Source organism: Streptomyces sp. NPDC051563 (assembly GCF_044454225.1).
Lineage (GTDB): Bacteria > Actinomycetota > Actinomycetes > Streptomycetales > Streptomycetaceae > Streptomyces.
In genome coordinates this window covers 114,024-126,714 of sequence record NZ_JBITDL010000023.1, presented here as the reverse complement: position 1 = coordinate 126,714, position 12,691 = coordinate 114,024, and the positions used below count along the sequence as shown (strand labels likewise).

At 74.1% G+C, this 12,691-nt stretch carries 9 protein-coding genes and 1 pseudogene; 8 read left to right on the top strand and 2 right to left on the bottom strand.

Annotation, left to right across the window (positions count from 1 at the left end; all coding sequences use genetic code 11):
* Window positions 1–368 precede the first annotated feature (368 nt).
* The 6 genes and pseudogenes from leuS to ACIA8F_RS26485 all read left to right on the top strand — a co-directional run bounded on the left by leuS (window position 369) and on the right by ACIA8F_RS26485 (window position 9,926).
* Window positions 369–3,242: a leucine--tRNA ligase gene (leuS, locus tag ACIA8F_RS26510; RefSeq protein WP_399382402.1), complete on the top strand. Its 2,874-nt coding sequence runs from the start codon at window positions 369–371 to the stop codon at window positions 3,240–3,242.
* 133 nt (window positions 3,243–3,375) lie between these two features.
* On the top strand, window positions 3,376–4,080 hold the full coding sequence (locus ACIA8F_RS26505) for a hypothetical protein (RefSeq protein ID WP_399382400.1): 705 nt from the start codon (window positions 3,376–3,378) through the stop codon (window positions 4,078–4,080).
* Window positions 4,081–4,470: 390 nt separating this feature from the next.
* A complete protein-coding gene (locus ACIA8F_RS26500) occupies window positions 4,471–5,316 on the top strand; it encodes a DegV family protein (RefSeq protein WP_399382399.1) in 846 nt (281 codons plus the stop codon).
* A 98-nt stretch (window positions 5,317–5,414) separates the two neighbouring features.
* On the top strand, window positions 5,415–6,434 hold the full coding sequence (locus ACIA8F_RS26495) for a helix-hairpin-helix domain-containing protein (RefSeq protein WP_399382397.1): 1,020 nt from the start codon (window positions 5,415–5,417) through the stop codon (window positions 6,432–6,434).
* 260 nt (window positions 6,435–6,694) lie between these two features.
* Window positions 6,695–8,908 (top strand): annotated as a pseudogene (locus ACIA8F_RS26490) (ComEC/Rec2 family competence protein); the annotation flags it as partial.
* Between the two features lie 136 nt (window positions 8,909–9,044).
* Window positions 9,045–9,926: a YceI family protein gene (locus ACIA8F_RS26485; RefSeq protein WP_399382396.1), complete on the top strand. Its 882-nt coding sequence runs from the start codon at window positions 9,045–9,047 to the stop codon at window positions 9,924–9,926.
* A gap of 18 nt (window positions 9,927–9,944) precedes the next feature.
* Here the strand turns inward: ACIA8F_RS26485 and ACIA8F_RS26480 are convergent, their stop codons facing one another.
* Window positions 9,945–10,187, bottom strand: coding sequence for a hypothetical protein (locus ACIA8F_RS26480; protein WP_399382394.1), 243 nt, complete (start codon window positions 10,185–10,187; stop codon window positions 9,945–9,947).
* Window positions 10,188–10,298: 111 nt separating this feature from the next.
* Here ACIA8F_RS26480 and holA point away from each other — a divergent pair, with 111 nt between their 5' ends.
* Both holA and ACIA8F_RS26470 read left to right on the top strand, forming a co-directional pair.
* Window positions 10,299–11,291: a DNA polymerase III subunit delta gene (holA, locus tag ACIA8F_RS26475; protein ID WP_399382393.1), complete on the top strand. Its 993-nt coding sequence runs from the start codon at window positions 10,299–10,301 to the stop codon at window positions 11,289–11,291.
* 127 nt (window positions 11,292–11,418) lie between these two features.
* The gene (locus ACIA8F_RS26470) at window positions 11,419–12,165 is read left to right on the top strand and encodes a hypothetical protein (RefSeq protein ID WP_399382392.1); all 747 of its coding nucleotides are present in this window, start codon (window positions 11,419–11,421) and stop codon (window positions 12,163–12,165) included.
* 258 nt (window positions 12,166–12,423) lie between these two features.
* Here ACIA8F_RS26470 and rpsT read toward each other — a convergent pair whose 3' ends face one another.
* On the bottom strand, window positions 12,424–12,690 hold the full coding sequence (gene rpsT, locus ACIA8F_RS26465; RefSeq protein WP_399382390.1) for a 30S ribosomal protein S20: 267 nt from the start codon (window positions 12,688–12,690) through the stop codon (window positions 12,424–12,426).
* Window position 12,691 lies beyond the last annotated feature (1 nt).

The window sequence follows — 12,691 nt, the reverse complement described above, 5'->3', positions numbered from 1 at the left end:
TGTTGGTCTGGTACGTGTCTGGGGCCCCGGGGCGGCGCCCCCCCCCCCCACCCCCCCCCCCCCCCCCCCCCCCCCCCCCCCCCCCCCCCCCCCCCCCCCGCTTCTCGTTGTGCCCCGTCAGGTCCCGTGCCCCGTCGTGCGCCGTCGTGTCCCGTCGTGCGTCCACCGGCCGGAAGGGCAGAGCAGCGCTGGGGGCCGCTGCGGTACCCTGACGCCATGCGTGCCGTACGCCTTCTGCTTACCGAGCCGCGCTGAACAGTTCCGACCCCACGAAGCGGTCGGCCCGGCGCGGCGCCCCCTCCTGTGCGAGGGGTTTTTTCGTTTGGGCAGCAGAACCGGCAGAGACGATCGATGGAGCTTCAGAAATCATGAGCGAGACGAACACCCCGGCCCCCGAGGCGGCCGAGGCGCACCGTTACACGGCTGCCATGGCCGCCGACATCGAGGCACGCTGGCAGGACGTATGGGACGCGCAGGGCACCTACGAGGCCCCGAACCCGACCGGTGACCTGGCCGGCGACGCCGCCGTCGTGGCGCGCCCGAAGAAGTTCATCATGGACATGTTCCCGTACCCCTCGGGTGCGGGCCTGCACGTCGGCCACCCGCTCGGATACATCGCCACCGACGTCTTCGCCCGCCACCAGCGGATGACCGGCCACAACGTCCTGCACACCCTGGGCTTCGACGCCTTCGGCCTGCCGGCCGAGCAGTACGCCGTGCAGACCGGCACGCACCCGCGCGTGTCGACCGAGGCGAACATCGAGAACATGAAGGTCCAGCTGCGCCGGCTGGGCCTGGGCCACGACAAGCGCCGTTCGTTCGCGACGATCGACCCGGACTACTACAAGTGGACGCAGTGGATCTTCCTGCAGATCTACAACTCCTGGTACGACGCGGACGCCGCGAAGGCCCGGCCCATCGCCGAGCTGGTCGCCGCCTTCGAGGACGGCTCCCGCGAGCTGCCCGGCGGCGCCTCCTGGGCCGCGCTGAGCGCCGCCGAGCGGGCCGACGTGCTGAACGGGTACCGGCTGGCCTACGCCTCGGACGCGCCCGTCAACTGGTGCCCCGGGCTGGGCACCGTACTGGCCAATGAGGAAGTCACCGCCGACGGCCGGTCCGAGCGCGGCAACTTCCCCGTCTTCAAGTCCAAGCTGAGCCAGTGGAACATGCGGATCACGGCCTACGCCGACCGCCTGATCGACGACCTGGAAGCGCTGGACTGGCCCGAGGCCATCAAGCTGCAGCAGCGCAACTGGATCGGCCGCAGCGAGGGCGCGCGCGTGGACTTCGCGGTCGGCGACGGCGAGGCCATCACCGTCTTCACCACCCGCCCCGACACGCTGTTCGGCGCCACCTACATGGTGCTGGCCCCCGAGCACGAGCTGGTCGGGAAGATCGTCCCGGCCGAGTGGCCCGAGGGCACCCACCAGCTGTGGACCGGCGGCAACGCGACCCCCGCCGAGGCCGTGGACTCGTACCGCAAGCAGGCGGCCGCGAAGTCGGACGTCGAGCGGCAGGCCGAGGCCAAGGACAAGACCGGCGTCTTCACCGGCGCGTACGCGACCAACCCGGTCAGCGGCGACCTGGTGCCCGTCTTCATCGCGGACTACGTCCTGATGGGCTACGGCACCGGCGCGATCATGGCCGTCCCGGCCCACGACGGCCGCGACTTCGAGTTCGCGCGCGCCTTCGAGCTGCCGATGCGCTGCGTCGTCCAGCCCACCGACGACCGCGACGCCGACCCGCTGGAGTGGGAGGGCGCGTTCTCCTCGTACGACGGCACGATCGTCAACTCGACGGGCGAGGGCATCACCCTGGACGGCCTGGGCGTGGTCGAGGCCAAGGCCGCGATCACCGACTGGCTGACCGAGCGCGGCATCGGCGAGGGGACCGTCAACTTCCGCCTGCGCGACTGGCTGTTCAGCCGCCAGCGCTACTGGGGCGAGCCCTTCCCGATCGTCTACGACGAGGACGGCGTCGCCTACCCGCTGCCCGAGTCGATGCTGCCCCTGGAGCTGCCGGAGGTCGAGGACTACTCGCCGCGCACCTTCGCGCCCGACGACGCCGCCTCCCAGCCGGAGACCCCGCTGTCGCGCAACCAGGAATGGGTCAACGTCGAGCTGGACTTGGGCGACGGGCGCGGGGTGCGCCCGTTCCGGCGCGAGACCAACACCATGCCCAACTGGGCCGGCTCCTGCTGGTACGAGCTGCGCTACCTGGACCCGAACAACTCCGAGGCCCTGGTCGACCCGGAGATCGAGCAGTACTGGATGGGCCCGCGCGAGGGTCAGCCGCACGGCGGCGTCGACCTGTACGTGGGTGGCGCCGAGCACGCGGTGCTGCACCTGCTGTACGCCCGCTTCTGGTCCAAGGTGCTGTTCGACCTGGGGCACGTCTCCTCGGTGGAGCCGTTCCACAAGCTGTTCAACCAGGGCATGATCCAGGCGTACGCCTACACCGACTCTCGCGGCGTGTACGTTCCGGCGGCCGAGGTCGAGGAGCGCGACGGCGGCTACTTCCACCAGGGTGAGCCGGTCAAGCGCGAGCACGGCAAGATGGGCAAGTCCCTGAAGAACGCCGTCACCCCGGACGAGATCTGCGAGGAGTACGGCGCGGACACCCTGCGCCTGTACGAGATGGCGATGGGCCCGCTGGACGTCTCGCGTCCCTGGGACACCCGCGCCGTCGTCGGCCAGTACCGGCTGCTGCAGCGCCTGTGGCGCAACGTGGTGGACGAGGAGACGGGCGCCGTGACGGTCGTCGACGGGGAGCCGGACGAGGCCACCCTGCGCGCGCTGCACAAGGCGATCGACGGGGTCGGCGGCGACATGGCCGGACTGCGGTTCAACACCGCCATCGCGAAGATCACCGAGCTGAACAACACCCTGACCAAGGCGGGCCGGCCCCTGGAGCGCTCGGTCGCCGAGCGGCTGGTGCTGCTGGTGGCCCCGCTGGCGCCGCACATCGCCGAGGAGCTGTGGCAGCGGCTGGGCCACGCCGAGTCGGTCGTCCACCAGGACTTCCCGGTGGCGGACCCGGCGTACGTCGTGGACGAGACCGTCACGTGCGTCGTCCAGATCAAGGGCAAGGTCAAGGCCCGCCTGGAGGTCTCTCCGGCCATCTCCGACGCCGAGCTGGAGCAGCTGGCGCTGGGCGACGAGACGGTCGTGTCCGCGCTGGGCGGGGCGGAGATCCGCAAGGTGATCGTGCGCGCGCCGAAGCTGGTGAACATCGTCGTCTGACGTCTCCGGCGGCGTCCAGCGGCGGCGTCTAGGGGTATTCCCGTACGGGCAGGTTGGGGGTTCCAATGGAACCCGCGGCCTGCCCGTGGCGTTTACGGTGGAAGGGACGCAATCGGCTGGGGAAGGGACCCTCATGGAGGCGGCTTTTATCATCGTGGCCCTGGTGCTGCTGTTCGCCTTCCTGGGGCTCGGTGTCTACGTGACGACCAAGGTGGTCAAGGCCACCGCGCGCGGCGTGGACCGGACCCTCACGCAGGCCCGCCGCACGGTGGAGGACACCACCCTGAAGGCCCGCAGCTTCGGACAGGTCGGTGTCCCGGGCGCGCTGGCCACGCTCCGGCTGGACCTGCGCAATTCGATGCGGGCGACGCAGCAGGCGCTGTACCAGGGGGTCCAGACGGACGCCTCGCTGAAGGAGTCGATCGGGCTGTTCGAGCGGCTGAGCGCGCACGGGCACGAACTCGACGACGAGCTCAAGCGCCTGGAGGCGGAGCCCGACCGGCAGCGGATCGCGGCGGTCCTGCCGGACCTGCGCGAGCGCACGGCGCAGATCACGCAGGCCTCGGACTCGCTCCGCTGGGCGGCGCGCGACCGCGCCCGGCGCTTCGCGGAGGACGACCTGTCGCATCTGGCGGCCCAGATCGACGTCGAGTCGGGCGCCCTGCGGGACTGGTCCCGCACCCCGTCCGCCGACTTCCCGCAGTCCGCTCCCACCACCCCGCAGTCCGCTCCCACCACCCCCACGTGGACGACCCCCCAGCCCGCGGCACTCTCGGAACCGGCCCCGGCTCCCCAGTACCCCTGGCAGAAAACCCGCCGCCCGGAAGCGACGACCTGAGGGCACGCAGCAAATCCAGCCGTCCGGCGTTTGAGGACCGGGGTCTGGGGCGGAGCCCCAGGTCTTTTCAGCCCCGCCGGCGTTTGAGGCGCGGGTCCGGGCGGAGCCCGGGGGCACCCCCAGCCCCGCCGGCGTTTGAGGCGCGGGTCCGGGCAGAGCCCGGGGAACGGTGGAAGGGCGGGTAGGGGACTCCGCCCCGCAGGGCCGGGCACCCGCAGCTGCGGCCGGTGCAGCCTTGACGGGGAGCTGGGCGACAGCCCGGCCGTGGCTGGCCGGAGCCAACCCGGAGCCAACCCGGAGCCAACCCGGAGCCCATCCGGAACCGCGCCCCGCGGCACACCGGAGGACCCGGGCTGCCGGAACACCCCCACTGCCGGTAACCTCCGCCTCATGTCCCGCCATGTCGCGATCGTCACGGATTCCACGGCCTACCTGCCCCAACCGGCCATGGCGCGGCACGGAATCACCTCCGTCCCGCTGACCGTGGTCCTCGGCGACGAGGCCCTGGAAGAGGGCACCGAGATCTCGGCCAGGAGCCTGGCCCTGGCCCTGCAGAAGCGCCGCTCGGTCACCACCTCGCGCCCCAGCCCCGAGGACTTCACCCGGGCCTACCGGGCGGCCGTGGAGGCCGGTGCGAGCGGCATCGTCAGCCTGCACCTGTCGGCGGAGTTCTCCGGCACCTACGACGCCGCCGTGCTCGCCGCGAAGACCGCCCCGGTCCCCGTCCGTGTCGTCGACACCGGCATGGTCGCCATGGCCCTGGGCTTCTGCGCGCTGGCCGCGGCGGAGGTCTCCGAAGCAGGGGGTTCCCTCGACGAAGCCGTGGCCGCCGCCGAGAAGCGGGCCGCGGGCATGTCCGCGTACTTCTACGTCGACACCCTCGACTACCTGCGCCGAGGCGGCCGCATCGGGGCCGCGCAGGCGCTCCTCGGCTCGGCGCTCGCGGTCAAACCGCTGCTGACGCTGGACGGCGGCCGGATCGAGATGCTGGAGAAGGTGCGCACGGCCTCCAAGGCCATAGCCCGCCTGGAAGAGCTTGCTGTCGAGCGGGCCGGCTCCGGCCCCGTCGACGTGGCCGTGCACCACCTCGCGGCCCCGGAGCGTGCCGAGAAGCTGGCGCAGCGGCTTCGTGAGCGCATCCCCGGGCTGGTCGAGCTGCACGTCAGCGAGGTCGGCGCGGTGATCGGGGCACACACCGGACCGGGGTTGCTGGCGACGGTCGTCTCCCCGCGCTGATCACCTGATCGGGGCAGGGAGATATCCACAAGACCCCGCTCATCCACCGGAATTGAAGCTTCCGAACGCGTATCGCGGCGCGGCCCTACCGTCGTGACATGACTCTTCGTACGCGCACTTCAGGTCCCGCCGGCGCCACCAGTGGCCCCGGCCGTTCCCGCCTCTCCGACGGCCGTCTGCGGCACCGCCGCGGACAGCGGCCGGGCCGCCCCGACCCCCTCGCGGTGCGGCGCCGGGCCGAGGCCCTGCTCGGAGCGGGCCGCCCCCCGGGCGCTTCGCCGCCGGTGGAGGACGCCCCGGCGGAGCCGGAGGGCGGGGACGCAGCGAGGCCGGATCTGCCGGGCCCGCCGGGCCCGCCGAGGCCGCCGGGCCCGCGCGATCCGGTGGGCCGGGCCGGGGAGCCCGCCCGGGGTGAAGTGGCGGGCCGGGATGAGGCGGTGGCTCCGCCCGGGGGGCGGGAGGTGTCCGGCGGGGCCTTGCGGTGGCTCGCGGTGCGGGAGCGGCTGCCCGTGTGGCTGCAGACCCGCTGCGGGGTGGAGCCGCGCACGGTGGCAGCCGTCTCGGTGGTGCTCGTCGTGGCCGTCGGGTTCGCCGCCCAGCAGTACGGGGCCTCCCGGCCCCGGCCGGTGACCGCCCCCGCCGTGGTGGCCCCCGCGGCGGCCGCGCTGCCGGCCCCGACCGCCGCACGGTCGGGGCCCGGAGGCGGGCCCATCCTGGTGGACGTCAGCGGCAAGGTACGGGACCCGGGCGTGCGCAAGCTGCCTGCCGGCTCCCGCGTGGAGGACGCCTTGGCCGCCGCCGGGGGAGTGCGGCCCGGGACGGACACCACCGGCCTGAACCGGGCCCGCGTCCTGATGGACGGCGAACAGGTGCTGGTGGGGGCTCCCGCCCCACCGCTGCCCCCGGGCCGGGGAGGCCCCGCCGCGGGCCCGCTGAGCCTCGGCACGGCCACAGCCGAGCAGTTGGACGGCCTGCCGGGGGTGGGCCCGGTCCTCGCGCAGCACATCGTGGACTTCCGCACGGCGCGCGGAGGCTTCCGCTCCGTGGAGGAGCTCCGGCAGGTCAACGGGATCGGTGAGCGCCGGTTCGCGGATCTGCGCGAGCTGGTGCGGCCGTGAGCCGGCGCGCGGGACCGGGGCCGGGTGCGGAGCCGGGTCCGGCCGGGCGGGGGTCCGTCGAGGCGCGTCCGGCCGGGCCGGGGGCGGCTGAGGGGGGTCCGGACCGGCCGGAGCGCGGGGCCGGGGACGCGGGGCCGGTGGACCTGCGGCTGGTGGGGCCGGCGCTCGCCGTGTGGGGGGCGGCCGCCGTGGGGCTGGGGGTACCCATCGGGGCGAGTGCCGCGGCGGCGGGGCTGGGGGTGGGTGCGGCCGGGCTGCTGATGCTGGCCGGCCGGAGGCGCTCCGTTCCGGTCCGCACGGCCGTGGCGGCGGTCCTGCTGTGCGCGGCCGCCGGGGCCGGGGTGGCGGGGCTCCAGCGGGCCGAGGCACGGGCCGGGCCGGTCCCGGAGCTGGCCCGGGACCAGGCCAGGGTGCTCGCGGATCTCACCGTGGAATCCGATCCGCGGACGGCCCGGACCGGGAGCGGGCCGCAGGTGGTGCTGCTCGACGCGGTGGTGACCGGGGTGACCGGGCCCGACGGTGCCCGGACCCGGGTGTCGACCCCGGTGCGGGTGCTCGCCGGACATCCAGGGTGGGCCCGGTTGCAGCCCTCGATGCGGGTCGCGGTGGTGGCCCGGCTGGCCCCGGCACGGAGCGGGGAGCGGGCGGTGGCCCTGCTCCGGCCGGCCGGGGACGCCCCGCCGCGGGTGACCGGCGGTCCGGACACCGTGCAGCGGATCGCCGGGCGGCTGCGGGCCGGGCTGCGCGAGGTCACCGACGGGCTGGCGCCCGACGCCAGGGCCCTGCTGCCCGGGCTGGTGGTCGGGGACACCTCCCGGGTGGAGCCCGATCTGCACGATGCCTTCCGGGCCACCGATCTGCTGCACCTGCTGGCCGTCTCCGGCTCCAACCTGACCGTGGTCCTGTTCCTGCTCATCGGGGCCCCGGCCCGCGCGCAGCGGGCCGAGCGGGGCGGGCTGGCGCCACGGCTGGGGCTCTCGCTGCGGGCGACGGCCCTGTGCGGGGTGGCCCTGACCCTGGCCTTCGTGGTGGTGTGCCGGCCCGAGCCCAGCGTGCTGAGGGCGGCGGCCTGCGGATCGGTCACCCTGCTGGCCATCGCCACCGGGAGGCGCAGGTCCCTGATCCCGGCACTGGCCGCCGCCGTCCTGCTGCTGGTGCTCTACGACCCCTGGCTGGCCCGGAGCTACGGCTTCCTGCTCTCCGTCCTGGCCACCGGGGCCCTGCTGACGCTGGCTCCCCGATGGAGCGCGGCCCTGCAGCGGCGCGGCATGCGGCCCCGCCCGGCCGAGGCGCTGGCGGCCGCGGCGGCGGCCCAGGCGGTGTGCGCGCCGGTCGTGGCGGTGCTGTCGGCCCGGGTGAGCCTGGTGGCGGTGCCCTGCAACCTGCTGGCCGAGCTGGCGGCGGGACCGGCGACCGTCCTGGGGTTCGCCGCGCTGGCGGCGGCCCCGGTGTGCCGGCCGGTGGCCGAGCTGCTGGCCCGGTGCGCGGGCGTGCCCGCCGGGTGGATCGCCGCGGTGGCCCGGGGCGGGGCGGCACTGCCCGGGGCGGAGCTGGGCTGGCCCGGCGGGGTGGGCGGAGGGCTGCTGCTCGCCGCGGCCACCTGCGCGGCGGTACTGCTCGGCAGACGGCTCGGCCGTGGGCGATGGCTCGCCTCCGCCCTGGCCGTGGTCCTGCTCCTCGCCGTACTGAGGCCGCCGCTGGTCACTCGTACGGTCAAGGGCTGGCCGCCGCCCGACTGGATCTACACCCAGTGCGCGGTGGGCCAGGGGGACGCCGCCGTGCTCGCGGTCGGCCCGGGGACGGCCGTGGTGGTGGACGCGGGCCCCGAGCCGGGGCCGGTGGACGCCTGCCTGGCGGAGCTGGGCGTGAGCCGGGTGCCGCTGCTCCTGCTGACGCACTTCCACGCCGACCACGTGGGCGGGCTGGCCGGGGTGCTCCGGGGCCGCTCGGTGGGTGTGGTGCAAGTCACCGGGCTGGAAGAGCCGCCCGGGCAGGCCGCGTTCGTACGGCGGACCGCGGCGGCCGCGGGAGTTCCCCTCGTCCGTGCCGTGGAGGGGGAGCGGCGGCGGACCGGGCCGCTGGAGTGGCAGGTGCTGTGGCCGCCGGCCGGAGGCGCTCCGCCCGAGGGCCCCAACGATGCGAGCGTGGCCCTGCTGGTGCGAGGCGCGGGCCTGACCCTGCTCCTGCTGGGCGATCTCGAACCGGGCTCCCAGCAGGCCCTGCTGAGGAACCATCCGGAGCTGGGGCCGGTCGATGTCCTCAAGGTCGCCCACCACGGCAGCGCCCATCAGGATCCCGGGCTGTACGAGCGGATCCGGCCGCGCCTGGCGATCGTCCCGGTGGGCGCCGGGAACAGGTACGGGCACCCCGCGGCGGGGACGCTCGCCCGGCTGCGGGAGTCGGGTGCGGCCGTGCTGCGCACGGATGAGGACGGTTCGGTGGCCGTCACCGGCAGCGGCCCTCGGCTGCGGGCGTTCCCGGCCATTCGGCGGCGGAGACGGCACGGGCATACCAGGAGTGACCACTCCGTTTGCCCGCAACCCGGCAGCATGATCGAATGCGTTTTCGCCAGAACGGTCCAAGCCCACACAGCACGGGGGTGCATAAACCATGTTCAGTCGCAGACGGGGGATGGAGACGGCGGGAAGCGCCAGTCCCCAGACATCCGCGACACTGACGCTTCCTCATACCGCGCGGCTGCTCAGCTGCCGGGTGCTCGACACGGTCCACCAGCCGGTCCGGCAGGCCACGTTCGAGGTGACCGACCCGATAGGCCGGCGGATCGTCAGCGGGGAGACCGACCCGTACGGCGGGTTCACGGCGGCGGTGCCGGCGGGCGAGTACCGGCTCGCCGTCACGGCCGAGGGCTACGCGCCCTTCCACGGGGCGACCCTGGTGGGGGACCCGGCGCAGCCGGGCACCGGGGAGATCGTCCTGGACGCGGTGGATCCGCCGCTGCTGCCGCAGCCGGGCCACTGGGAGCTCGACCCGGGGCATTCGACGATCGGCTTCTCGGCCCGGCACATCGGCTTCGCCCGCATCAACGGACGGTTCAACACCTTCGCCGGCGCGGTGCGGATAGCCGACCGGATGGAGGACTCCTCCATGCGCGTGATCATCGACGCGGCGAGCATCGACACCGGGCTGCGGATGCGGGACGACCACCTGCGCTCCGCGGACTTCCTGGATGCCGCCCGCCATCCGACGGTGGAGTTCTACAGCGAGCGGTTCATCCACCGCAGCGGCAGCCACTGGACCGTGGCGGGCGCCCTCACCCTCCACGGGGTCAGCCGGTCCGTCACCCTGGACACGCAGTACCTGGGTCTGGGCACGGGCCTGGAGGGCGAGCCGAGGGCGGCCTGCCGGGCGACGGCCGAACTGAACCGCGAGGACTTCACGCTGAACTGGCAGTCGATGCTGGCGCAGGGGATCGCGGCGATCGGTTCGCACGTGGAAGTGACCCTGGACATGCAGGTCGTGCACAAGGCCTGACGGGGTGCGGTCCGGCCGCTACGGGGCTTCGAGCCAGCCGTCGTACTCGGCGGCGAGCTCGTCCAGGGCGGTGGCGTCCAGCCGTTCGCGCGGGTCCTCGACGACCACCAGCCACTGGGCGTCCTCCGCGTCGTCCTCGCCGGCGAGGGCGTCGCGGACCAGCTGCGGTTCCTCCGGGAGGCCGAAGCGGTCGACCACCTCCCGCGCCACCTCCCCGGCGGCGTCGCGGTCGGGCAGGACCAGTACATGTCGCACGTTCACCCGGACATTCTCCGGTACGGGAGGGCGGGCCGCGGAAGGGGCCCGGGGAAGGGGCCCGGGGAAGGGCCGGGCCGCGAGGGACTGTCGGTGCGGCGTGGGATGCTGGAGGCGATGGCCACCAGGAAGAATTCCACCGACGATCCGCTCGCCCCGATCACCCTCGCGGTGGGGCAGGAGGACCTGCTGCTCGACCGCGCCGTGCGGGAGGTCGTGACGGCGGCGCGAGCCGCCGATGCCGACACCGACGTGCGGGACCTCGCCTCCGAACAGCTCCAGCCCGGCACCCTGGCCGAGTTGACCAGCCCGTCGCTCTTCTCGGAGCGCAAGGTGCTGATCGTGCGCAATGCGCAGGACCTCTCGGCCGACACGGTCAAGGAGGTCAAGGCGTACCTCGGTGCGACCTTCGAGGAGATCTCCCTCGTCCTCCTGCATGCGGGCGGCGTCAAGGGCAAGGGGCTGCTCGACGCGGCGCGCAAGGCGGGCGCCCGCGAGATCGCCTGCCCGAAGATGACGAAGCCGGCGGACCGGATGGCGTTCGTACGGGGAGAGTTCCGGACGCTGGGCCGGTCGGCCACGCCCGAGGCCTGCCAGACGCTGGTCGACGCGATCGGCAGCGACCTGCGGGAGCTGGCGAGCGCGGCGGCGCAGCTGTGCGCGGACGTCGAGGGCACGATCGACGAGGCCGTGGTCGGCCGGTACTACACCGGCCGGGCCGAGGCTTCGAGCTTCACCGTCGCCGACCGGGCGGTGGAGGGGCGCGCCGCGGAGGCCCTGGAGGCCCTGCGCTGGTCCCTGTCCACCGGGGTGGCTCCCGTGCTCATCACCAGCGCCCTGGCGCAGGCGGTACGGGCGATCGGGAAGCTTGCCTCGGCCCCGAGGGGGGCCCGCCCCGGGGACCTCGCGCGGGACCTCGGCATGCCGCCGTGGAAGATCGACCGGGTCCGGCAGCAGATGCGGGGATGGTCGGCGGACGGTGTGGCGGACGCGCTGCGCGCGGTGGCCGCGGCGGACGCGGGCGTCAAGGGCGGCGGCGACGACCCGGAGTACGCGTTGGAGAAGGCCGTCGTCGCGGTGGCCCGGGCAGCCCGCCCCCAGCGCGGCTGACCCTTCGCCGGACGAGCCCCTTGCTTGCCGGGCAGCCCGTCGGCCACCCCGGCACCACGAGGCTTCCGCCCCGGGTCGGTGCGACCCCCTGGCGGGGTGGGAAACCGCAGGTCCTACGCTCCCGGGCATGACGAAGTTCTATGCCACCGTGTGCCTGCCGCCGACCGCGCCGCGGAAGGTTCCGAAGGCCGTGGCCGCGGCCATGGCGCCCTACGACCTCAACCTCGGCCGGGGCCAGAACCCGTTCGGGCGCTGGGACGGGTGGGCCATACGCGCGGGCGCGGGCGCCGCCTTTCTCGCGCTGCCCCGGCACGAGGGCGACCGCCGCCTGGTCACGGCCTCCACAGTGCCGCGCAGGAAGGCCGATCTCGGTCCCCTCGGGCCGCTGGAATGCTACGGCGGCCCCCGGGGCCTGCTCGACTTCGACGGGATGCGCCGCCGCGCGGCGCGCTCGTACGACGCCCTGCTCGACGCGTGGAACGAGCTGAGCGCGGTACACCCGCCGGCCCGCCCGCTCACGGAGTTCCTCGCCCGCCACGAGGCCGATCCCGGGGGGTACTCCCCGGAGGAGGCCCGGAAGGATCATCTGGCCCAGCCGCTGGTGCAGGACGTGGCCCAGCGGGCCGTCGCGGGGGACCCGCACTTCGGGATGTCGTTCCTGGTCAACGACCCTGTCGCGTACTTCGATCGGGAACACGCGGAAGCCCGGCTGTGGTCGGTCCGGGGCGCGGTGCCCGGCTACGCCCTGCTCGCCCTCGACGGCGCGTGGACGGACGCGGGCACGGAGGGCGAGGGTTACTGGGAGCAGGCCAACCACTATCTCGACGGTCTCGACGCCGAGGCGGTCGTCCTCGACGTGCTCTGCCACTCCTGAGCGGACGGCCACTGCTGAGCGGACGGCCACTGCTGAGCAGACGGCCCGTCCTGAGCCAACGGCCACTCCTGAGCAGACGGCGCGGACATGCCGAAGGCCCCGGCCGCTGCCCTGGGGAAGGGAGGCGGCCGGGGCCTTCGGTTACTTCTCGGTGTGCACCGCACCCGCGTGGCGAACGCTTCGTGTGCGGCACGGAGTGCCGGTCGGGAGCGGGAGAGAGGGCCCGCTGGATCCCGGCCCGGCGATCACATCAGTGGCTCAGCCCTGAAGGGAGGCAACCTTGATCGCCAGCGCCGACTTCTTGTTGGCGGCGGCGTTCTTGTGGATGACACCCTTCGAGACGGCCTTGTCGAGCGCGCGGGCAGCGGCGCGGGAAGCCACGGTGGCCTTCTCGACGTCACCGGCGACGACGGCCTCACGGGCCTTGCGGATGGCGGTCTTGAGCGAGGACTTGACGGCCTTGTTGCGAAGGCGAGCCTTCTCGTTCGTCTTGTTGCGCTTGACCTGGGACTTGATGTTCGCCACG

Bases quoted from the DNA above. Each gene is read 5' to 3' on its own strand.
- leuS (WP_399382402.1), top strand. From the start codon at position 369: ATGAGCGAGACGAACACCCCGGCCCCCGAGGCGGCCGAGGCGCACCGT.
- ACIA8F_RS26505 (WP_399382400.1), top strand. From the start codon at position 3,376: ATGGAGGCGGCTTTTATCATCGTGGCCCTGGTGCTGCTGTTCGCCTTC.
- ACIA8F_RS26500 (WP_399382399.1), top strand. From the start codon at position 4,471: ATGTCCCGCCATGTCGCGATCGTCACGGATTCCACGGCCTACCTGCCC.
- ACIA8F_RS26495 (WP_399382397.1), top strand. From the start codon at position 5,415: ATGACTCTTCGTACGCGCACTTCAGGTCCCGCCGGCGCCACCAGTGGC.
- ACIA8F_RS26485 (WP_399382396.1), top strand. From the start codon at position 9,045: ATGTTCAGTCGCAGACGGGGGATGGAGACGGCGGGAAGCGCCAGTCCC.
- holA (WP_399382393.1), top strand. From the start codon at position 10,299: ATGGCCACCAGGAAGAATTCCACCGACGATCCGCTCGCCCCGATCACC.
- ACIA8F_RS26470 (WP_399382392.1), top strand. From the start codon at position 11,419: ATGACGAAGTTCTATGCCACCGTGTGCCTGCCGCCGACCGCGCCGCGG.